Genomic DNA, 21,885 nt, shown 5'->3' on the forward strand with positions numbered 1-21,885 from the left:
GAGGAAAGCGTGTCGTGTCGCCGGAGACCGGACGTCGCTGCTGCGCGAGCTTGCTGGCAGAATCACGCGGCTCCGATTTCCTTGCTGTCGATGATCGTCCCATGGCGAATTCCTCCTTCCCATAAATAGCACGGAAAGAAGGTTAAGTGGACAGATCAACCGAAATTCCGCTGCGGGGCAATCCAGCTGCTGTTGGACTTGCGCCACTCTGTGTAGGGCAAAGCTTGCCTAATGGAGCATTATCGAAGATAAAAAGGACATATCCACTCGGGGATCTGGCGTTGGCAAAAAGGACGAAGCGCCGTCCGTTTGAGATGCCAACCTATTCGGGAGATATTTATGACGAAAACTGGGAGCGAACCTCTTGAACAGGTGGCCTCACTTAAAGTAACGGGACTTTTCGGGAGATTCAACCACCTGATCGAGTTCAATCCATTAAGCGATCTTACAATTATTACCGCTCCGAACGGCTACGGTAAAACAATGTTGATCCGAATTCTTGATGCTTTCTTCAATCGACGCCTACATTTTTTTTGGAAACTTGATTTTCAAGAAATTGTAATTTGCTTCGCAAGCGGCAAAAGAATTTCGATTTCCAGAGAATCAAGAAAAGTCATCAAAGATGATGTTGAAGAACCGGTTGAAGATGCAGAGGAAAAATTAGTTGTTACAATCCGTAGTTCTGGTTTTGGTCATGACGAAGAATTCTATGATGTTAAGCCAAGCGCATCTCCGCGTGCCATTTCATACATCGATCGACACCTTCCGGTTGACAGAGTCGGGGCAGGCCGTTGGCTTGATGTTACTCTTGGAGAGGTTCTCAGTACGAACGAGGTTCTCGAAAAATACGGGCACTTGCTGCCAGAAGGGTATGCGGCCCACACGAAGACACCGACATGGCTTACGGAGGCTATTGGGGCTGCTGACACGCATTTGATCGAGACGCAGCGCCTTCTCTCTTTGGAGTCCGAAGAAGATCCGAGATTTCGAAACAGAGGCCGATACTCTAAGTACTCTTCTGTAGTTGACGAAGATGCAGAAGATTTGTCCGAGCGCATCGGCAACATACTTACAGAATATGCAAATGAATCCCAAAAACTTGATGAGTCTTTCCCAAAACGTATCATCGACGTTTTTTCAGATAGGCCTACTCAAGACACTTTGCAGATCGTAGATGGTGAAGATCAAATTCGCGCGCGCCTAAGCGAATTAAGTAAAAAACGCGATAGACTTGTAGAGGTTGGTTTGATTGGTGAGACTATAAGTGAACCTATTCAACCTAGCGATATTTTCCAACAAGAAGTTCTCAGGAAGTTTCTTTCGATATATATTGTAAATACTGAAAATAAGTTAAGAATTTTTGATGATATATATGAAAAAATCCGACTTTTTAAACAAATAATTGATGAGCATTTTTCATTCAAGCGAATTGACTTTAGTAAGCAGAGCGGAATCGAGATTCGAGACCAAGATACAGACACAAAAATCCCACTTTCAGAACTTTCATCGGGGGAGCAGCATGAACTGGTTCTTATCTATGAACTGCTGTTCAAAGTGAAAGATGGTTCATTGATTTTGATCGACGAGCCGGAGCTTTCACTGCATGTTGGATGGCAAAAACGATTTATTTCGGATATCCAAAAAATACAAAGACTAAAACATATGACTTTTGTTATAGCTACACATTCTCCACAAATCATTAATGATAAGTGGGATCTCGTCCAGGACTTAGCCTCGTAGGATCTAGCAATGAGTAGTGTAAAAGACGAGATCACCGGTCAAACACTGGCTAACCAAATCATGTTAGAGAAAGCGTCCCACAGTGGTAGCTTTTTATTGGTTGAGGGAAGCTCAGACGCTAGTATGTTTGCAAATTTTTCAGATAAAAAACAATGTTCAATTGTTGTTTGTATCGGATGGAAAAATCTATTTGAGTCTATTAGCATTCTTTCTGAACTACAACAAACCCAAATTCTTGGTTATTGTGATCGAGATTATTCAGATATCGTTGGTTACTCAGAATATAATGGGTCCATTGTTTTTACTGATGAGAATGACATAGAAACACAAATAATATGCTCTGAAGCTCTCGGGAAAGTTCTGGAGGAGTTTGGGCACACTGATCGCATCGCCGCAGAAATAGACCGAGAAAATACGTCGCCATCAGAATTGGTTCTTCAGTGGTCGCAAGCCACGGGCGCACTGCGGTTATTATCTGCGCAAAACAGATGGAAACTCAAGTTCAAGGATATGAAGTATAAATTCGTTGATACGAACAGTCCGGAATTTTGCATCGTCCAAACGGTTCGATATGTCGTTGGCCGATCCGTCCGAGATGAGTTGCCCGACCTGGCCGCCATAGAAACCGCTGTGCGGAGTTGCATTAGAAACAATGGCAGTCGTAATCTAGCGAACGGACATGACTGTGTAGTGGTGCTCGGCAGGGCGTTCCGTCGTCGGTTTGGCAGCACCAATAGATTCAATACAGATGTTGGTCGTGAAGACTTAGCCAAAATATTGCGGATAGCCTATGAATTCGCATTTTTTCAGAAAACGCGTGGATACAGAGAAATCAAAAGGTGGGAGAGCGTGACTGGTTATTCTATCTTAAGAACCACCTAGATCGAGTCACTGGCAGGTAAATCCTCTCAGCTAACTAAATTAAGAATCTTTTTGGCCCTACCTTCTGGAATGTAGGCTTGCCCTGTTCAGTCGCTAACACAGCTGGCGTACAGCGAAGTTCCCCTTCCCGCCCTTTCCCGCCATCAGATGCAAGGTGACGGAAAACTGCTTCGGTCCGGAAGCCCCCTTGCACCCGGACCATGCGCTCCCCTACACTCTCCTCCACTCAACGGGGTGCCGGCGGATCTGCCGGCTGAGAGGCTTGCCAACCCGTCGAACCTGATCCGGATCATGCCGGCGGAGGGATTGAGGCCTTGGTGTTTGTCGCAAAAGCCATGCATGCCGTTTCTCGCCGGCCAACGCGAGGAACCGCCTGATGCCGTCCCCCCAATTCTCAACGGATGCCGCCTTTGCCATGCATCAGGCCATGCGCGCCAAGGCGCCGCTGGTGCACAACATCACCAACTATGTGGTCATGACGATCTCCGCCAACGTGCTGCTCGCCGCCGGCGCCTCGCCCGCCATGGTGCACGCGGTGGAGGAGGCCGAGGAGTTTCTCGGCATCTCGTCCGCGCTGGTCGCCAACATCGGAACGCTGTCGCCGCGCTGGGTCGAGGCCATGGAGGCCTGCGGGGCGGCTGCATCGAAAGCCGGGAAACCCTGGGTGCTCGATCCGGTCGGCTGCGGCGCGACGGCCTATCGCACGGAGGTTGCCACGCGGTTGGCGGCCCTGAAGCCGACGCTCATCCGCGGCAACGCGTCGGAAATCATGGCGCTGGCGGGCGCCTCGGGCGCGGCGCCCAAGGGTGTCGACAGCACGGTCGGCTCGGATGCGGCGCTGGATGCCGCGCGGGCGCTCAGCCTCGCCACCGGCAGCATCGTCGCGGTGACCGGCGAGACCGATTACGCCACCGATGGCGCGCGCATCATCGCTGTGACCGGCGGCGATCCCATGATGCCGCTGTCGACCGGTCTGGGCTGCTCGCTCAGCGCGCTGTGCGGCGCCTTTCTCGCTGCTGGTGAAGATCCGCTGGCGGCGACGGTCGCGGCGCTTGCGGTTTATGGCGCGGCCGGAGCTGCCGCCGCCGCGGCGAGCGACGGCCCCGGCGATCTGCCGGCCAAACTCTGCAACGCGCTTCATGCGTCAACCGCCGGGATGCTGGCGGCCCATGTTTTGATCACGGAAGGCTCCTGATGGCCCATGCGTTCGACCTGTCCGTCTATCTGGTCACGGACACAAGGCTGTGCGGCGCGCGCGGCGTGGTGGAGACGGCCGTGGCCGCGGCGCGTGGCGGGGCGACGCTCGTCCAGTTGCGCGATCCCGATGCGTCCACCCGGCAACTCGTCGACAGCGCGCGCGCGCTGGTCGCCGCCCTTGCGCCCTTCAACGTGCCGCTGATCGTCAATGACCGCATTGATGTGGCGCTGGCGTCCGGTGCGCATGGGGTGCATGTGGGCCAGAGCGACATGAGGCCTGCCGACGTGCGCACGCTCATCGGTCGCGATGCGATCCTTGGTCTGTCGGTCGGATCGGATGGGGAGCTTGCGAACTCGGATCTGGGTCCGGTCGACTATGTCGGCATCGGCCCGGTCTTTGGCACGCAGACGAAGACCAACGCGGGTCCCGCCATGGGCGTGGAGGGTTTCGCCACGTTCAGGCCGAAAATCGCGCTGCCTGCTGTGGCCATCGGCGGCATCAAGGCGGGACACACGGCGGAGATCATGCGGGCGGGGGCCGATGGGGTTGCGGTCGTCTCGGCGATTTGCGCGGCGGAGGATCCGCGAGCGGCGGCGGAAGATTTCGCCCGCGCCGTCGCATCGGCGAGGGTGTCTTGATTGCGGGGTCGTGAAGCGCAGGCCGGGCGCGGCTCAGGCCGGATCGACGCTCAGGAGGGTTTGTCGCAGCTTCAGCGGACGGCAGAACACCGTGCGCTCGCCGATCCTCACAGGATAACGTGCGGCAGGCTCCGACTCCTGACTGCACAGCATGATCAGTGAGGATGGCGGGATCGCTTCCTCAAGCGTGTTCGGCACGCTGATCAGATAGTCGCCTTGTGTTGTTCCCGCGCGATTGAGAAGCACGGCGAACACGCAGGCGATGATGAGATTGGCAACCACGAAAGCGACCGAGGACGGCATGCCGAGAACCTTGCCGATCCGAGTCGACCGTTCACGCCACCCCGCATTGCGCGGCCGCGCCTCGTTCGCCCCGGGCGCATCGGGCTCGGCAGAGTTCCGGACGGCCGCGGACCCGGCCGCCGCAGGCTGCGGCTGGCCGGCACCATGATCTTCCTCCGTCAGCTCGCCTTTCGTCTCTTCTTGCGGCGGCGCCTTCGCGAAAATCGGCGCGTACCCCACGTCGGGCAGCGTGATGCGCACGTCGCAATCGACGCCGGGATCCGCGTAGTAGAGACGCAACAGGTTGCGCAGGCGTGAGGCGTTCACCCGGACGATGGGATTGGTGCGCGGGTTGAAGCCCTGTTGCTGGTTGAAAACGCTCGTCGCGATGGCGACTTCCTTGAGGCTCTCCGCATCGCCCTCGATCTGCTTGTCGACGAGATAGCTCAGCAGCCGGCTGATTTTCGGGGACCTGGCGAAGTTGTCCGAAGCGAGAATTCCGTCCAGGGCATCCCTGATATCGACGGCTGCCGGAGTATAGCCAGCGTCGGAAATTGGACTCATCGCGTTTTGCTCCAGCCTGCGGGCGAGTTTCGAATAGCTGTGCCCGACATCGGTCAGTCGAAACGTCAGAGGGTCCGCCAAAATCCCTGGCGTGGGCAACGTTCGACCGGTTGGCCGTACAAATTCAACTATTATGATTGGTATTCATTGTCAAATATTTGTCCGGCCAAAAAGCAGTTTGCCGTGCCTGGCGAAAAAAAAGCCGGGCGCAATGGCCCGGCTTGATTGCGTTTGGGAATTTTGTTTCGAGACAACTATTGGACGATGACCTTGGTGCCCACCTGCACCCGTGCGTAAAGATCGATCGCGTCCTCGTTGCGCATGCGGATGCAGCCCGAGGAGACCGCGCGGCCAATGCTCCACGGCTGGTTGGAGCCGTGGATGCGGTACAGCGTGCTGCCGAGATACATGGCGCGGGCGCCGAGCGGATTGGATGGTCCGCCGGGCATGAACGCGGGAAGTCCAGGCTGGCGCTGACGCATCTCCGCCGGCGGCCGCCAGTCCGGCCATTCGGCCTTGCGGGTCACGGTGTGGGTGCCTGCCCATTCGAAGCCCGGACGGCCCACGCCGACGCCGTAGCGCCGCGCCTTGCCGCCGGATTCGACGAGATAGAGATAGCGCGCCGGCGTGTCGATGATCACGGTGCCGGGAGCTTGCCCGCCGCGATAGTCGACGACGGTGGGCAGGAAGGCCGGGTCCATCGGCGGCGGCGACTTGCTCTTTTGCTGTGCCGCGCGGGGGCGTTCCGCCCGGGTGTCGCCGGGCAGGGCGGCGTGACGGAAGCCGCGCGGTGCCGGCAGGCTGACCCGCGGCGTTCTGCGCGAGGTGTCGAGCTTCATCACCCACGGACCGGTGAGGTCCGGGCTGAGGACCAGCGGCGGCGGCGGCGCGCGAAAGGAGCTTTCGGCGAAGGCGGTGACCGGCGTCGCGGCCGCCGCAAGGCAGACCGCGGCCAGAAGCGCGGAAAAGGATCTGTTCATCGGGTTACTCGCGACTGATGGCAATGAGCGCAATGACTGTCGTTTGATCGGGACAAACCCTAGTCGCGTGACCTGAAGGAAATGGTGAATCGCCGCGTAACCGTGATTGCAAATTGATGTGGTGGTTAGCGCTTGGTTTCGATGAATGGTTTATGAAATATGTATCGAATGGAAACTGCAGGTAGAACCATTCATGTTTCAAATGCCGTCAAGAAAAAGTCGAATGGAAACCTGTATTCACAGATTTCGAACTCTTCTACTTGGGGGTGCGGCAGCCGCCATCGCTCGCGACGTCGGGATCAGCGCAGGCGTTTGCGGGTGTCGCGGATGACCGCGGGCAACACGTCCCGCGCGGCCTTGGCGTTCATCCCCGGCATGATGCGCGAGTCGTAGAGCATGTTGAGAATATAGCGGTCGAATTCCGTGAAGCGGGCATGCCGGGAGCTGTCGTTGAAGACGCTGTGTTCCAGCGACTCGTCGTCGTTCATCGGGCCCAGGCCCTGCAGCACTTCCTCGATCAGGCAACGCCGGAACAGGAATTCGCCCTCATCGGACACGATCACGGCGGCGGAGCGGCTGATGCCGCTCTTGTCGGACATCACCCGCACCAGGCAGCGTCCCGGCGCGTCGGCGCTCGGATCATCGTAAATGTGGTTCTGGACGGTTTCCGCATATTGCGGCCGGTCGACAATATAGACGTGGAAATTCGCCTGAGCGGCCGAGCGCGCGATCGTTGTCTGCAGGCCATCGATCTTGTTTCCGATCTCGAGCAGGAAACGGTGCGCCATCGGCAGCCGGTTGGCCTTGGAAAGGTTGTGCACGTAGAAGCGCACCGGTCCGGTGTATTTTTTCACCAGATAGGGTTGCCAGCTCCAAGTGCGGTATTCCAGCCCGAACACGGTGCGTACGAAGCCCTCGGTCAGCTCCCGGTTGGTGAAGGTCCCGGCGTGGCCCTGTGCGCCGGCGCACACCAGCAGGGCGAAGCCGGCGCAAGCGCACACGAACCAGCGTTGCGCGCGCGCCGCTTGCCTGCATCCGGCTGAGCAATCGTGGCGCCGCACAGCGCCATCCGCTTCTCGCATTTCGGTCTCAGGCCCAGTTGGTCGACGGCGTCGGTGTCGGACGCGGCCGCGTTATGCGGATGCATCTGAAACTTTGCCAAATTTCAGGGGCTTGGCAAGACCGCCACCGATTTAAGGGTAACTGCACAATTTTCCCTGACTTAGCGGTAATCAACGCCAGCGCTTCCGCAAAATGGATTTTGGGAACAGTTCTTTAATGCCCCGCGCCCTAGCGTGTGCTGGACACGAACGCTACCGGACGCATCCATGACGGCAACAAAAAAACTCTTCCGAATCGAAGCTCAATTGCGCGGCGCCGCGCGTGGCGGCGAGGATGTGGCGGTCAAGGATGACCTGGCGGCCCAGGAGCGGCACGCCGAGCTCATGAAGGCGCTCGGTGAGCTGAAGGGACTTGTGCAGCCGACCCAGGAAATGGGCGAGCACGTGCTTGAGAACTACAAGCAGGAGCTCGCGCAGGCCGTCAAGCTCAAGACCGAACTCGACGAAATCTACGAAGCCATCAACCGCACCAAGCATGAAATCGCCACGCTGCATCACAGCGGCTTTGAGGGCGACGAGATGCAGCGCGTCACCAATGAACTTGATGCGGTCGTGATCGGCACGGAAACCGCCACGGAATCGATTCTGTCGGCCGCCGAATATGTCGATGAACGCGCGGGCATGCTCGCCAAGAACCTGACCGGTGACGACGAAACCATCGCGCAGGAAATCCAGGAGCGCGTCCTGGAGATCTTCGAGGCCTGCAACTTCCAGGATCTGACCGGGCAGCGGATCACCAAGGTCGTGCGCGCGTTCTCCTTCATCGAGGAACGCATCATCCGGATGATGGATATCTGGGGTGGTATTGAATCGTTCAATGACGTCGCGATCGACAAGAAGGCGGAGCGTTCCGGCGACGAAGCTTTGCTTAACGGTCCCGCGCTCGAAGACGACATCAATGTCGCGTCCCAGGACGACATCGACGCCCTGTTCGCCTGACCGGCCCAGCCCGTCGGTTCTTGAGGCAACAGTCGTCCAATCGGCAAGTCCGGGTCTCCCAAGGCCTGGATTTTTTGCGTTGGCGGCTCTGCTTGAAATGATGCCCTCCCTGCTGCCAATCTCGCCCTTTTCTCGAAGGCGTGCGCGTGTTAATGAACAAAAAGGGAACGGATATCGCGGAGGACTTCATGGCCGGGGATGGATTGCTGAGCGGACCGGATGGCAAGGTGCGATGCGCCTGGCATGGCGGGCTCGAGGACTATTGCGCCTACCACGACACCGAGTGGGGGCGGCCGGTGGACGACGACCGGCGGCTGTTCGAGAAGATCTGCCTGGAAGGCTTCCAGTCGGGCCTGTCGTGGCTGACGATCCTGCGCAAGCGCGAGAATTTCCGCGCCGCCTTCGCGGATTTCGATTTTGTCGAGGTCGCGCGCTTCGGCGACGCGGACGTGGAGCGGCTGGTGCAGGACGCCGGCATCATCCGTCATCGCGGCAAGATCGTCTCGACCATCAACAATGCCCGGCATGCGGTGGAACTGGCCGACGAATACGGCTCGCTCGGCGCTTTTTTCTGGTCCTTTGAGCCCGACCCTGCGAGCCGTCCGGCGCGTCTCGACAAGGCGGCGGCGATGACGCTGACCAAGACCGATGAGTCCACCCGGCTGTCCAAGGACTTGAAGAAGCGCGGCTGGTCCTTCGTAGGCCCGACCACTGTCTACGCCTTCATGCAGGCGATGGGCCTGGTCAACGATCACCTCGAAGGCTGTTGCTGCCGCGAGCCGGTCGAGGCGGAACGGACGGCGTTCAAACGGCCGGGCTGAGGGCCACAGCCTCGTGGCGATTGCTGAAATGCCGCACCGTCCTGTAAGCTCTCACGCGCATTCGGATGCAAGGCCAGGCATGTGGGGAGGTGGAGACATGGCGCAACGGTTCAGGCGGAGCGCGGCAAAGACCCTGGTTCGTGTGGTGCTGGCCGCAGCCCTGGGGGCGGCGGCCGTGTGGACAGCACCTGCGGGCGCGGTGCCGCTCAAATGGTTGAATGAAGTTGGCGGCTTGCTGTTCACACGCGTCATCAAGACCAATCCCTCCACGGTCCCGCCTCCGAAAAATCTTGACGAAGTTTTGCCCGGCGTCAGGCGGATCTTGGAAGAATATGGCCGCGCTGCAGGTGAGGATCTGCCTGAACCGGAAAAACTGTCGGACGCTTTGTACACGCTTTTGTCTCGGGCCGGCGCCACGGGCTCTCTGGCGATTGCCTGCCCGGCGTGTGTCTCAAAACCGGAGTTGCCGGGCGAAGATCTGATGCGCGCGTCCGCGACGCTTTCGCGTCTCGATATTGCAACGCTCGATGCATTGACTGGAACCGGTCTGTCCGATGCCGTGCTCCATGGCCTCAATGACGGCAAGGTGGTGAGCGGTTACCAAGCCCCCGTTCCCGGTGCGAAGGACCGCTCCGCCGCCAACCGCGCAGCAGGGGAAGTCGCGGAATTCTTTGAAAAGGCGACAGCGCCGCTTGCGGGCCGGAAGATCCCGGAAGCCGAGTTCGACAAGGAGGTTCTCGGCGCGCTGGACGCTCAGGCGAAAGCCTCAAAACCCAAATTCGCGATCGAGAAGGTCGAGATTAGTGCCAAGACCTGGAAGGCTTCCTTCCATCTGAAAGCCGGCTCCACCGAGATCGATCTCATCGACGTGGATCTGGCAAGGGTCCTCGAACGGCTCAAGTATCTCGCCTACGGGGCGGGTGGGGTCTACTTGTTCGGTCCCGAGGGACAGGATCGGGATTCCGCGCGCGCGGAGAAGGCGCGCGAGATGGTGGAGCAGGGCATTCCGGCGCGGACCTCGGCCTCCCGGCACATTGCCTGGGCCCGGGAACTTGCAAAGATCACCCGCCACACGGGTTCTGGCCAGTAGACCGACCAGCATCCTGTGGTCGTTGGTGTTTTTTGTCGGGGCGTCGGCAGATCCGCGATTGCAAGCGCTGCTCGGGCCGGTCTAGTCTTGCCCTCCGCCGACGCACGGCAAGCGTGCGCGACCTGAGGGTCCAACATAACCCGAGTAACGTTCTGGGAGGAACACCGATGAAACTGACCCGTCTGGCTCTCGCCGGCGCCGCAGCGCTTGCGCTGTCGCTGTCCGCCACTGCCGCCTTTGCCGAGAAGACGACGCTGCGCATCACGCTGCAGCTGCCGATGAAGAGCCACCTTGGCCAGAACCTTCTGGTGTTCAAGGACGAGGTGGAGAAGCTGTCGGGCGGCGACGTCGCGGTCGAGATCTACGATTCCGCGCAGCTTTACAAGGACAAGGAAGTGCCGCAGGCGGTGGGCTCCGGCGCCATCGAGATGGGCGTCGCTTCGCTGACCCGCTACGTGGGCGACGTGCCCGCGGTCGACATCTTCTACACGCCGTTTACCTTCAATTCCGAGGACCTGGTGCGCAAGGCGGTTGCGCCGGGCAGCCCGGTGCGCGGGCCTCTCGACGAGGCGATCCTGGGAACCGGCAGCCGCGTGCTGTGGTGGCAGGCCTATGGCGGCGTGATCCTGCTGTCCAAGGGCGGCCCGATCAAGACGCCGGCCGATCTCGTGGGCAAGAAGGCGCGCGTCTTCGGCAAGACGCTCGGCCAGTGGATCGAGGCGGCCGGCGGCGCGCCGACGCTGATCTCCGGCTCCGAGCAGTATCTCGCCTATCAGCGCGGCACCGTCGATGTGGGCATGACCGGCGTTTCCGGCGTGCACAGCCGCCGCCTGTGGGAGGTGATGGACACCATCACCGTGACCAACAACGCCGACATCGAGTTCATCGTCGTCATCAACGAGACCTTCTGGCAGGGCCTGCCGGAACAGCACCGCGCCTGGATCCAGCAGGCGGCGCTGACGGCGGAGACGACCGTGCGTGACGCCATGTCCAAGATCGAGGCCGACGCCTTCGCCGAGGCCGAGCAGAACGGCATGACCATCTACACGCCGACCGCGGACGAACTCGCGGCCTGGCAGGCCGCCGCCCAGCCCGTCTTTGACGAATATCTCAAGGCGTCCGGCGATCTTGGCAAACAGGTGCTCGACGCGGCGCAAGCGCTGCGCGACTGAGCATGACGGCCGGAGCCGGGCCCGCGCCCGGTTCCGGCCCTTCTCCGCCCGACCGGCCTTCGCGCCCGCAACTCTCAAGTACAAGCCATCGCCCGCCACCGGCCGTGCCGCCAGACAAGACCGGCCCGTGCCGCCAGACAAGAGTGTGTCCATGATCCAACTCCTCGACCGCCTGTCGGCCGCGCTCGGCGTCGCGGCGGCGGTGGCGTATTTCGCGATCGGGCTGATGCTCGGCTACGAGGTCTTCGCCCGATATCTCTTCACGGCGCCGACCATCTGGGCGGAGGAACTGTCGCGGCTGCTGCTCGTCTGGGGCACTTTCGCCGCGGCCGCCATCCTGCTGCACCGGCGCCAGCACATCCGCATCACCATCCTGACCGACCGGCTGCCCCATCGCGGCCGGCAACTGCAGGAAATCCTGGCCCTGCTGTTCATCGGCGGCTTCGCTGCCGCGGTGGTCTGGTACGGAACGCCGCTGGCGTTCGATTCGTTTGAGCGCGGCCGCACCACCGGCTCCATGCTCGATATCCCGATCGTCTGGATGGAGGCCGCGGTGCCCGTCGGCTGTGCGCTGCTGTGCCTGCAGGCGCTCGCCGAGATCCTGCAGGTCGCCCTGCACGGCCCGGCGCCGATCTCCGATCCCGCTGACGTTGCCCATTGAGGACGCGATGACCACCACCCTGATTCTCGCGTCCCTGTTCGGCGTCCTGCTCGCCGGCGTTCCCGTCGCCTTCGCGCTGGGCGGGCTTGGCCTGATCCTGCTGATCGTCGGCGGCTTCTCGCCGCTGATGGCGCCGCAGGGGCTGTTGTCGACGCTCGACAGTTTCGTGCTCATCGCAGTGCCGCTTTTCCTGCTGATGTCCAATGTGCTGCTGAAGGGCGGGGTTGGACGCGATCTCTTCGCCGCCGTGCAGGCCTGGGTCGGCCACTGGCCGGGCGGGCTGGCGGTGGCGACGATCCTGTCGTGCGGGCTGTTCGCGGCGATTTCCGGCTCCTCCGTCGCCACCGCCGCCACCATCGGCACCGTGGCGATTCCGGAGATGACGGCGCGCGGTTACCCGCGCAAATTCGTGCTCGGCCTGCTGGCGGCCGGCGGCACGCTCGGCATCCTGATTCCGCCATCGATTCCGATGATCGTCTACGGCGTGATCACCGAGGAATCGATCATCAAGCTGTTTCTGGCCGGCATCGGTCCCGGCCTGCTGTTGATGGGCCTGTTCATCGTCTATGCCATGCTCTACGCGCGTTTTTCCGGCAGATGCATGCCGAGCCCGAAGGCCGGTTGGGCCGAGCGTGGCAGCACGCTGCTGCGGGCGCTGCCGACCATCGCGCTGGCGCTGTTCGTCATCGTCGGCATCTACGGCGGCATGTTCACGCCGACGGAGGCCGCGGCGATCGGCTTTCTTGGCGCGCTGGTCGTGACCGGCCTCGTGTTGCGCACATTGACCTGGGCGGGCCTGCGCGATGCCACGCTCGAGGCCATGACCACCTCGGTGGCGATCCTGCTGATCGTCGCCGGCGCCAAGGTGTTCGGCAAGGCGATCACGCTCTATCGCATCCCGCAGGACATCTCGATGGCGCTGTCGGCCAATGTCGACAGCGCGGTTGTGTTCGTGTTGCTCGTCGGCGCCGTGTTGCTGGTGATGGGCCTGGTGATGGAAGCGCTGTCGATGATGCTGATCATGGTGCCGGTGCTGGCCGGATCACTGGCTGCACTGGGGGTGGATCCGATCTGGTTCGGCGTGTTCTTCGTCGTCATGGTCGAATGCGCGCTGATCACGCCGCCCGTGGGCCTCAACCTCTATGTCATCCAGGCGGTCGGCCGCGCCAGTATCGGCGAGGTGTCGATCGGTGTCTGGCCCTTCCTGGTGCTGATGCTGGTTACCGTCGGCCTGATCTTCGCCTTCCCTGACATCGTGCTGTGGATCCCGTTCAAGATGTGATGGGCGCCGGCCTGCGTGAATCCGCCGAAACGTTCGAAACCGAAAGAATGTTCAATGACCGATTCCCCTGCTGCCCGTCTGCGCGCGCTGCTGAGCCAGCCGACGCTCCGCGTGATGCCGTGTTGCTTTGACGGGCTCTCCGCCAAGTTGATCGGCGACGCGGGCTTTGATCTCACCTTCATGTCGGGCTTCGCGGTCTCCGCCGCGCGGCTGGGCGCGCCCGACACCGGGCTGATTTCCTACGGCGAGATGGTGGATACGGCGCGCAACGTCGTGGCGGCGACGTCGATCCCGGTGATCGGCGACGGCGATACCGGCTACGGCAACGCGCTCAACGTCAAGCGCACGGTGAAGGGCTACGCGCAGGCCGGCATGGCCGCGATCATGATCGAGGACCAGGTGGCGCCCAAGCGCTGCGGCCACACCAAGGGCAAGCTGGTGGTCGACCGGGTCCAGGCCGTCGACCGCATCAAGGCGGCGGTGGACGCGCGTGAGGAGGGCGGCGACATTCTGATTCTGGCGCGCACCGATGCCCGGCACGGTCACGGGCTGGATGAGGCGCTGGAGCGCGCCGCGGCCTTCAAGGCGGCGGGCGCGGATATCCTGTTCATTGAGGCGCCCGAATCGCGCGAGGAGATGGAACGCATCTGCCGCGAGGTTCCCGGCGTACACATGGCGAATATCGTTGAAGGCGGCGAAACACCGGCCCTGCCGCCTTTGGCACTGGAAGAAATCGGCTACCGCATCGCCGCCTATCCGCTGACGCTGCTCTCCGCCGCAACCAGGGCGATGACCGAGGCCTTGTCAGAAATGAAAGCCGGGCGGCATCCCGACCAGATGCTGCTGCCCTTCGCCGAGCTGCGCCGCCACGTGGGCTTCGACGCCTATTACGACGAAGAGCAGCGCTACTCGGACGCGCGGGAGTAGGGGCCCGCAACGGCTCTCGGTGAGGCGCCGATCCTTCGAGACGGCGCTTTGCGCCTCCTCAGGATGAGGATGATCGTGTTGATAGGTTTGTAAAAACCAACTTGTTCGACCTCATCCTGAGGAGCCTGTGTGAGCAGGCGTCTCGAAGGATGGGCTGCTCGCTTGGACCTGCCTCAGAACCCGCCCTCGCGCCAGCGTACCACGGTGGCGCAGACGAGGCCGAAGATCAGGTGGCCGACGAGCGAGGCCCAGGTCAGCGTGATGAAGCCGAGGAATGGCGGCTGGCCGGCGAACAGATGCGCCATGATGTAGAGCGCGAAGACCCACAGCCCGACGCCGAAGCCCAGGCCGACGATCCACCACGGCAGGAACGGGGTGACGACCCGGGCGATGGGCCGCGCGATGTAGAGATAGCCGATCGGGTAGAACACCACGCCGACGACGAGATGGATCACTTCCGCGGCAAACCGGCTCGACAGTCCGAAGACGCCTTGGACGAGGGCCGCGGGTTCCAGCGGACCGCCGACCCAGAACGGCGTGATGAACCGCGCCCAGATCTCCCAGGCGCCATCGGCGAAGATGCCGGCGAGGATGATGGTGATGAAGGTTGCCGCGGTCAGCGGCGGAACCATATGCGAACGGTCGTGTGTTGCTGCGGTCGACGGCATGAAGATGATCCCCAAAAATCATTGACAAAAATGCTGGCTATCACATGAGCCGGCCCCCGCATCCGTGCAAATCAATTCGATTTGACGACTGCGTGACGATCATGCCGGTGATTTGGGCAACGTGTCGATGGGCGCGACGTCAAGTGCCGCCCAATCCGCGAAAGGCCGGGAGGCATCGCCGCGACGGCGAGCGCTTTCTCAATCGTCCGCCAGCGCCGGCATGCGCGTGAGCCAGTCGGTGGCCGCTTCATAAGTGGCGCCCAGACTCAATACCTGCGCGTCGGCGCGCGGCCGGCCGATCAGCTGGAACCCCATCGGCAATCCGCTCGCGGAAAAGCCCGCAGGCAGCGCCAGGGTGGGCAGGCCGAGCAGGCTCGCGGGCACCACCACCTCCATCCAGCGATGATAGGTGTCCATCGTCCGGCCCGCGATCTCGTGCGGCCAGTCCAGCGTCACGTCGAAGGGAAACAGTTGCGCCGAGGGCAGCACCAGACAGTCGTATGTCTCGAACAGTCTTGAGACCGCGCGATACCAGGCGCTGCGGTCGCTCGATGCCGTGAAGATATCGGCGGCGGAAAGCGCGCGACCGCTCTCGATCTCCCAGATGGCCGCGGGCTTGAGCAGCGCGCGCTTGGCCACATCGTCGTAAGCGGCGCGCTGGTCTCCCGCCACCAGCGCATGGCGCAGGGTGACCCAGCTGCGCCAGACCCGCTCCATGTCGAAGCCGGTGGCGGCGTGGTCCACGGTGCAGCCGAGATCGGTGAAGGCGCCAAGCGCCGCTTCGCACAGCTCCAGAACCCCTGGCTCGAACGGCAGGTGGCCGCCGAGATCGCTGAGCCAGCCGATGCGCAGGCCCTTGGGTTCGCAGCGCGCGAGCGTGGAGAATTCCGAGCCGTCGCCGGGCAGCGATTGCGGGCTGCGCGGATCGTAGCCGGCCTGGGTGGCGAACAGGGCGGCGACATCGGCCACCGAACGGCCCATCGGTCCGTTGGTCGACAGGTCGTGCAAATAGACCTCTGGCGAGGGGCCGGCGGGCACGCGACCGTAGGAGGGCGGAAGCCGACGACATTGTTGTAGGCGGCGGGATTGCGCAGCGAGCCCATCATGTCGGAGCCGTCGGCAACCGGCAGCAGCCGCGCGGCCAGCGCCGCCGCGGCCCCGCCGGAGGAGCCGCCGGCGCTCTTGGTCGGATCAAAGGGATTGCGGGTGGCGCCGAACAGCGGGTTGTAGGTGTGCGAGCCGAGGCCGAATTCCGGCGTGTTGGTCTTGCCGATGAGGATCGCGCCAGCGTCGCGCACTCGGGCCACGTGGATGGAATCCTCCGAAGGCACAAAATCCTTGAACAGCGGCGTGCCGAAGGTCGTGCGCAGCCCCTTTGTCAGCGCGAGATCCTTGATTGCCTGCGGCATGCCGTGCATCCAGCCGTGCATCCAGCCGCGCGACCGGCCCCGCGCCAGTTCCGCGTCGCATGCGTCGGCCTCGGCCAGCAGCGCATCGCCGTCGCGCAGGCTGATGATCGCGTTGATCTGCGGGTTGAGCCGCCCGATGCGCGCGAGCGTCGCCGCCATCAGCTCGCGGCAGGAGATCTCGCGCGCGGCGATGGCCTTCGACAGCGCGACGGCGCCCAGATGCATCAGGTCCATGGCAGCGTTCCCATCGGGCAGCCGGCTCAGCCGGCGTCGATGCGCGCGGCCAGCGGGTCGTAGAGCGGGTTGGTCGTCTCGAAGACATAATCCAGCGTCGCCACGCTGACGTGCGATGCGCCGCGGTCGCGCAGGAACGTCGCGCAATCGGCCACGTCGCGCGCCGGGCAATGCAGCACCAGCGGCTGGCCTGAGGGCGCGCCCATGGGTGCGGTGCAGCCGTAGCTTTCGATGGCAAGCTGCGCGGTGGCTTCCGGGTCAGCGACCAGCGCGCGGATCTCCTTGACCTGACGCGCCCGTTCCTCCGCCGCGATGCGGTCGAGGATGGCGCGCGCGGCGGAGAGCGCCGTGCCGCTCCAGTGCCCGGTCATCGAGGCGACGAGATGCGCCTGGCTCCTCAGCATGACGCCGTCGTCGAGGATCTTCAGGTCGTTGGCGGCAAGCGTCGAGCCGGTCGTGGTGATGTCGACGATCAGCTCCGCCGCCCCCGCCGCCGGAGCACCCTCGGTGGCGCCGGCGGATTCGACGATGCGGTAGTCGACGATGCCGTGCTCGGCGAAGAACTGCCGCGTCAGGTTGACGTATTTGGTGGCGATCCGCAGCCGGCGCCCGTGCCGTCCCCGGAAGTCCGAGGCCACGTCGGCGAGATCGGCCATCGTCGCGACGTCGATCCAGGATTTGGGCACGGCGACGACCACGTCCGCGGAACCAAACCCGAGAGCCGCCACAAGGTGGGTCTGCTCGGCCGGCCGGGAGATGGTCTCATGCACCAGGTCGAGCCCGGTGATGCCCATGTGCACGGTGCCCGCGGCAATCTCGCGCGAGATCTCGGACGCCGAGAGAAACGCGATCTCGACATCGTCCAGCCCCTTGATGCGGCCGCGATAGTTGCGGTCGCCGCCCGGACGCTGGACGCTGAGGCCTGCGCGCGCGAAGAAGCTCTCGGTGTTTTCCTGCAACCGGCCCTTGGAGGGGATCGCGATGATAAGCCGCTCGCTCATGCGCCTGCTCCAGAAGTGATCCGGTCCAGCCAGATGGAAAAGCCCACGGCCGGCACGTCCTGGCCCGCGCCCAGCAGTGCCAGCAGCCGGTCGTAGCGACCGCCGCCCGCAAGCGGCTGCGGCTCGCCGGGTTCGCCGTGCAGCTCGAACACGAAGCCGGTGTAATAATCGAGACGGCGGCCGAAATCGGCCGCGAAGGTCACCGCGCCCACATCGATGCCGCGCGCCGCGATCAGCGCCGTGCGCTGGCGGAAATCGGCAATCGGTGCCGCCAGATCCAGTTTTTCGTCACGCGCGAAGGCGTCCAGCGCGTCGGCTGCCTGTTCCGGCGCACCTGAAATATCAAGGAAGCGGCTCAATGCCGCCGCCACCTGCGGACCCGCGCCGGCGCCAGAGGAAAGCGCTGCCTGCTCCAGAAACCGGTCGGCGATTTCGCCCGCCGTGCGCCCGCCGACGGTGGAGATCCCGGCGATCGACAGCAGGTCCTCGACAATCGCGTGCGCGGCGTCGGGGTTCGAACCTTCGAGTGCTGCCAGAAAGCCCAGCCGTTCGTCGCGCGGCGCGCCGCCGCCGGCCATGCGCGCAATCGCGTGGTCGAGCCGCGAGCGCTCGCCGAACAGATCGCGCAGCCGCCGCCGCCACACCTGCGGCAGGCCGAGCGCCTCGAGCAGCGCCGTGAACAGCGCCTCGTCGCCGATGCGGATGGCGGGGCGCGCGCAGCCCAGCGCTTTCACCGCGTCGACGGCGAGGGCCAGCATGTCGGCGTCGGCGGCAAAACGGTCGGCGCGGCCGATGCACTCGGCGCCCGCCTGCGCGATCTCGCCCAATTCGCCGGAGCGCTGGCGAAACACCAGGCCCGAATAGCAATAGGCGGCCCGACGATCGGCTTCGCCCGAATCCAGGTGGGCGCGGGCAACCGGAATGGTGAAGTCGGGCCGCAGGCACAGGTCCACGCCGTCCTGGCCGCTGGTCAGGAAAAGCCGGCGGCGGATGTCCTCGCCGACGAGATCGAGAAAGATGTCGGCCGGCTGCAGGATCGGCGGCGCGATCACGGCATGGCCGCGCTCGGCAAACAGCGGCGCCAGCGTTTCGAACCGTTCATCCGCCATGCTCATGTCAGCCCCCATTGCCGTTGGCGGCAGCGCGCTCGGCGGCCTGATCGTCCAGAATTTTCCGCACGGTCTCCACCAGTTCGGCTTCCGCGACCACGACCTGCGCCGAGCGGCTTTCGCGCCAGGCGGCGTTGTCCTCGATTCCCTCCGACAGCCGCTTGCCCTCGATCAGATCCTTGATCTGGATCTGCCCAAGCGCGCGCTCGTCGCCGCCCTGGATGATGGCGACCGGGCAGCCGCGCTTGTCGGCGTATTTGAGCTGGTTGCCGAACTTCTTCCAGTTGCCCTGATACAGTTCCGCGCGGATGCCGGCCGCGCGCAGCGCCTGCACGAAGCCCTGGTAGCGCGCCATGGCGTCAGACTCGTTGCCGTCCATGACGGTGACCAGCACGGGAGCGACGACCTCTTCGACGCCGAGCTTGCCGAGGTTCTTCAGCGCCGTCATCAGCCGCGAGACGCCGATGGAAAAGCCCGTCGCCGGCACGTCCTGGCCCGTGAAGCGTTTCACCAGCCCGTCGTAGCGCCCGCCGCCGCCGACCGAGCCGAACTGGACCTTCTCGCCCTTCTCGTTGGTGACGTCGAACAGCAGTTCCGCCTCGTAGACCGGGCCGGTGTAGTATTCGAGGCCGCGCACGACGGAGGGATCGATGCGGATGCGATCTGGGCCGTAGTTTGCGATCTTCGTCGCAAGAAATATGCTCAGAAGTTCGTGGGCGCCAGAAGCAAAACGCTCGTTGACATTAAAAGGTGATACCATCAAACCAAGAAGAGAAAATGTGTCGTCATCGCTTGCAAAAGCTGCGATGTTCTCGAATGCGCCAGAATTCTGGATAATTGAATCGTATGGGCCGCCAAATAATACCTGTTCAGCGTTTTCGATACGTCCGGGATTGGTCGCCCGTACTGAATAAAGGAACATATGAAGCTCTGAGATTGCATTCTCAGATAGCTTTGCTCCGGGCGTGAAATCGCCGCTGTCGTCTTTACGGCCTTCGCCTAGCAACTTGGCGACTTCCGACCACTCAAACTTATCCAACTTATCGATGGCCCGCAGCACCGTTAGCCGCCGTCCCGCATTCTCCTCGCCGCCCAGCCCGATGGCTTCCATCACGCCATCCAGCACCTTGCGGTTGTTGACGCGAATGACGTAGTCGCCGCGGGCGATGCCCAGGGCTTCCATCGTGTCGGCCATCATCATGCACATCTCGGCGTCCGCCTGGACGCCGGGCGCGCCGACGGTGTCGGCGTCGAACTGCATGAACTGGCGGAAGCGGCCCGGGCCGGGCTTCTCGTTGCGGAACACCCAGCCGGCGCGGTAGCTGCGGAACGGCAGCTGGATCTCGTTGATGTTCTCCGCCACGTGACGCGCCAGCGGCGCGGTCAGGTCGTAGCGCAGGCTCATCCACTGCTCGTCATCGTCCTGCACGGAGAACACGCCCTCGTTGGGCCGGTCCTGATCGGGCAGGAATTTGCCAAGACAGTCGGTGTATTCAAAAATCGGCGTCTCGACCGGATCGAAGCCGTAAAGCTCGTAGACGGCGCGGATTTTCGCGACCATTTCCTCGGTGGCGCGAATGTCGGCGGCCGATCGATCGGCGAAGCCGCGCGGCAGGCGGGCTTTCATTTTCTGTTTCTTGATCTTGGCCATTTGCCCGGACTGCCCGCTGGTGATTTCACGCGAAAAAACATGCGCCCGCCAAGGCTTGGCGGGCCGCCGTTTCCTAGACGAAAGCGGTGCCGAGGGCAAGGCGCGCGGCGGCGGCGCAATGCAGGCGCGTGGCCTCAATAGTTGCGAAGTTCGTAGATCCGGTCGTCGTAGGCGTCGGCAATGCATCGTGCGTTGTAGCCGCAGCGGTTGCGCCGGGAGAGCCACGCCTTCTGCGGTCGGCTTTCATAGCTGCGGACCCGGGGCGGCAGGCTGAAGTAGAGCGCGGCCATCCGGCTGTCGAGATCGCTCAGCTCCGGGTCCTGGCAGATGGCGACTTCGGCGGGCAGCTTGGCATAGCGGCAGTTGAAGCTCTGGGCGGCGCTGAGGCCGGTCGACAGGAGCAGCACCGATACCGTCAGGAGCAAAGACTTCATGGAAAACCTCAGGCGGCAACATCGTGTTGAAGGAACCGTCATCCTAGCACCGGTGATGCCGGAGCGGGAAGCGGCCGGTGTACCTATTGCCGCGCGATGAACAGCCCGAAGGCCCTCGGTCCGTCGCCGGTTTCCGCCTCGGCCACCCTCTCCAGCGTCACGGCGTCGAATTTGGCGAGCTGATTGTCGAACCAGTTGGCGACGTAGACGAAGCGGCCGTCGGTGGCGATGCCTTCGGGGTATTCGCCGCTCTCCAGCGTGGCGAGCACATCATGCGTTTCCAGATCGAAGACGGTGAGCGTGCCGGCGTATTGATCCGTCGTGAAGCCTTTGCCTTGGGCTAAAGCCACCGCATACGGACGCTCCCCGGTGGGGATGCTGGCGATGACGGCGCGCGTGGCCAGATCCACGACGCTCAGCGTGTTGGAGCCGACGTCCGCGGTATAGGCCCGGCTGGCATCATCATTCAGCGTCACGCCGAAGGGACGAACGCCGACTTTTATCGTGCCCAGCGGCTTGAAGGTTTTCCCATTGATCAGTGAGATCTGGTCGTCGTCCCTGTCGGCGCTGACGATCAGCGCGCCGTCGCGCGACACGGCGATGCCCGAGGGCGATTTGCCGACGGGGATCGTGGCAGTGATTTTCCGGGCCGCAACATCGACGACGAACAGCCGGTGCTCGAACCAGTCCGCCACCAGCACGTGGATGCCGTCGGGATGCGCCGCGACGCCCAGCGGCCCGCCGGCAAGCGCGATGCGCGCCTCGACCGCGCGCGCGTCGATATCGATGATGGAAAGATATTTGCCTTCAGGGCTGGTGACATAGGCGTGCGCGCCGTCCGGCGAGACCGCGATGCCCGCCGGCGCACCGCCGATATCGATCGTCGCCACGCTTTGCATGGCATCGAGGTCGATCAGCGACAGGGTTTCGTCGGACTGGTTGGTGACCAGCGCGACGTCGCCGGCGAGGACCGGCGAGGCGAGGAGGGCGAGGAGGAGGGTGAGGAGGGTGGTCCTGAGAGCAATCCCAGCCGTCATCCCGGCGAAAGCCGGGATCCATGCCGTGATGGGGAGACCCGGAAA

At 62.7% G+C, this 21,885-nt stretch carries 21 protein-coding genes, 1 pseudogene and 1 riboswitch; of the genes and pseudogenes, 11 read left to right on the top strand and 11 right to left on the bottom strand.

The window, feature by feature from the left end:
* The first annotated feature begins 339 nt into the window (after positions 1-339).
* The 4 genes from D1F64_RS04260 (at position 340) to thiE (ending at position 4,458) form a co-directional block, all read left to right on the top strand.
* Complete coding sequence (locus D1F64_RS04260) at positions 340-1,740, top strand: AAA family ATPase (protein ID WP_117411400.1); 1,401 nt, start codon at positions 340-342, stop codon at positions 1,738-1,740.
* Positions 1,741-1,749: 9 nt separating this feature from the next.
* Positions 1,750-2,622 (top strand): DUF4435 domain-containing protein, encoded by an 873-nt coding sequence (locus tag D1F64_RS04265; protein WP_117411401.1) that lies wholly within the window; start codon positions 1,750-1,752, stop codon positions 2,620-2,622.
* A gap of 220 nt (positions 2,623-2,842) precedes the next feature.
* A riboswitch (TPP riboswitch) is annotated at positions 2,843-2,945 on the top strand.
* A gap of 53 nt (positions 2,946-2,998) precedes the next feature.
* Entirely contained in the window at positions 2,999-3,817 is an 819-nt protein-coding gene (gene thiM, locus D1F64_RS04270; protein WP_248304621.1) for a hydroxyethylthiazole kinase, read from the top strand.
* Complete coding sequence (gene thiE, locus D1F64_RS04275) at positions 3,817-4,458, top strand: thiamine phosphate synthase (protein ID WP_117411403.1); 642 nt, start codon at positions 3,817-3,819, stop codon at positions 4,456-4,458. Before thiM ends, thiE begins: the two co-directional genes overlap by 1 nt.
* 33 nt (positions 4,459-4,491) lie before the next feature.
* Here thiE and D1F64_RS04280 read toward each other — a convergent pair whose 3' ends face one another.
* The 3 genes from D1F64_RS04280 to D1F64_RS04290 form a co-directional block, all read right to left on the bottom strand.
* Entirely contained in the window at positions 4,492-5,304 is an 813-nt protein-coding gene (locus D1F64_RS04280) for a hypothetical protein (protein ID WP_162901283.1), read from the bottom strand.
* 254 nt (positions 5,305-5,558) lie between these two features.
* The gene (locus D1F64_RS04285) at positions 5,559-6,284 is read right to left on the bottom strand and encodes a L,D-transpeptidase (protein WP_117411405.1); all 726 of its coding nucleotides are present in this window, start codon (positions 6,282-6,284) and stop codon (positions 5,559-5,561) included.
* A 299-nt stretch (positions 6,285-6,583) separates the two neighbouring features.
* A complete protein-coding gene (locus D1F64_RS04290; RefSeq protein WP_205470652.1) occupies positions 6,584-7,285 on the bottom strand; it encodes a DUF2927 domain-containing protein in 702 nt (233 codons plus the stop codon).
* Positions 7,286-7,612: 327 nt separating this feature from the next.
* On the opposite strand from D1F64_RS04290, the gene D1F64_RS04295 reads away from it, so the two are divergent.
* The 7 genes from D1F64_RS04295 (at position 7,613) to D1F64_RS04325 (ending at position 14,297) form a co-directional block, all read left to right on the top strand.
* Positions 7,613-8,344 (top strand): protein phosphatase CheZ, encoded by a 732-nt coding sequence (locus D1F64_RS04295; RefSeq protein WP_117411407.1) that lies wholly within the window; start codon positions 7,613-7,615, stop codon positions 8,342-8,344.
* Positions 8,345-8,532: 188 nt separating this feature from the next.
* Positions 8,533-9,165 (top strand): DNA-3-methyladenine glycosylase I, encoded by a 633-nt coding sequence (locus tag D1F64_RS04300; RefSeq protein ID WP_117414424.1) that lies wholly within the window; start codon positions 8,533-8,535, stop codon positions 9,163-9,165.
* 142 nt (positions 9,166-9,307) lie between these two features.
* Positions 9,308-10,255, top strand: a complete 948-nt coding sequence (locus tag D1F64_RS04305) for a hypothetical protein (RefSeq protein WP_162901284.1) — start codon at positions 9,308-9,310, stop codon at positions 10,253-10,255.
* A 167-nt stretch (positions 10,256-10,422) separates the two neighbouring features.
* Positions 10,423-11,427, top strand: a complete 1,005-nt coding sequence (gene dctP / locus D1F64_RS04310; protein WP_205470653.1) for a TRAP transporter substrate-binding protein DctP — start codon at positions 10,423-10,425, stop codon at positions 11,425-11,427.
* A gap of 151 nt (positions 11,428-11,578) precedes the next feature.
* Positions 11,579-12,088, top strand: a complete 510-nt coding sequence (locus D1F64_RS04315) for a TRAP transporter small permease (protein WP_117411409.1) — start codon at positions 11,579-11,581, stop codon at positions 12,086-12,088.
* Between the two features lie 7 nt (positions 12,089-12,095).
* Complete coding sequence (locus D1F64_RS04320; RefSeq protein WP_117411410.1) at positions 12,096-13,370, top strand: TRAP transporter large permease; 1,275 nt, start codon at positions 12,096-12,098, stop codon at positions 13,368-13,370.
* A 54-nt stretch (positions 13,371-13,424) separates the two neighbouring features.
* Positions 13,425-14,297, top strand: a complete 873-nt coding sequence (locus D1F64_RS04325; protein WP_117411411.1) for an isocitrate lyase/PEP mutase family protein — start codon at positions 13,425-13,427, stop codon at positions 14,295-14,297.
* A 173-nt stretch (positions 14,298-14,470) separates the two neighbouring features.
* On the opposite strand, the gene D1F64_RS04330 is transcribed toward D1F64_RS04325, so the two are convergent.
* The 8 genes and pseudogenes from D1F64_RS04330 to D1F64_RS04360 form a co-directional block, all read right to left on the bottom strand.
* Positions 14,471-14,929: a hypothetical protein gene (locus tag D1F64_RS04330; RefSeq protein WP_117414426.1), complete on the bottom strand. Its 459-nt coding sequence runs from the start codon at positions 14,927-14,929 to the stop codon at positions 14,471-14,473.
* A gap of 234 nt (positions 14,930-15,163) precedes the next feature.
* Positions 15,164-15,973, bottom strand: coding sequence for an amidase family protein (locus D1F64_RS25305; protein WP_346432296.1), 810 nt, complete (start codon positions 15,971-15,973; stop codon positions 15,164-15,166).
* A gap of 92 nt (positions 15,974-16,065) precedes the next feature.
* Positions 16,066-16,608, bottom strand: a pseudogene (locus D1F64_RS25310) (amidase family protein); the annotation flags it as partial.
* Positions 16,609-16,634: 26 nt separating this feature from the next.
* Positions 16,635-17,609, bottom strand: a complete 975-nt coding sequence (gene hisG, locus D1F64_RS04340) for an ATP phosphoribosyltransferase (RefSeq protein ID WP_117411412.1) — start codon at positions 17,607-17,609, stop codon at positions 16,635-16,637.
* The gene (locus D1F64_RS04345) at positions 17,606-18,718 is read right to left on the bottom strand and encodes an ATP phosphoribosyltransferase regulatory subunit (RefSeq protein ID WP_117414427.1); all 1,113 of its coding nucleotides are present in this window, start codon (positions 18,716-18,718) and stop codon (positions 17,606-17,608) included. The genes hisG and D1F64_RS04345 overlap by 4 nt, the downstream gene beginning before the upstream one ends.
* A gap of 7 nt (positions 18,719-18,725) precedes the next feature.
* Entirely contained in the window at positions 18,726-20,369 is a 1,644-nt protein-coding gene (locus tag D1F64_RS04350) for a HisS family protein (RefSeq protein ID WP_117411413.1), read from the bottom strand.
* Between the two features lie 134 nt (positions 20,370-20,503).
* A complete protein-coding gene (locus D1F64_RS04355) occupies positions 20,504-20,803 on the bottom strand; it encodes a hypothetical protein (RefSeq protein ID WP_117411414.1) in 300 nt (99 codons plus the stop codon).
* 83 nt (positions 20,804-20,886) lie between these two features.
* A complete protein-coding gene (locus D1F64_RS04360; protein WP_117414428.1) occupies positions 20,887-21,840 on the bottom strand; it encodes a YncE family protein in 954 nt (317 codons plus the stop codon).
* Positions 21,841-21,885 lie beyond the last annotated feature (45 nt).

Source organism: Breoghania sp. L-A4 (genome assembly GCF_003432385.1).
Classification (GTDB): Bacteria; Pseudomonadota; Alphaproteobacteria; order Rhizobiales; family Stappiaceae; genus Breoghania.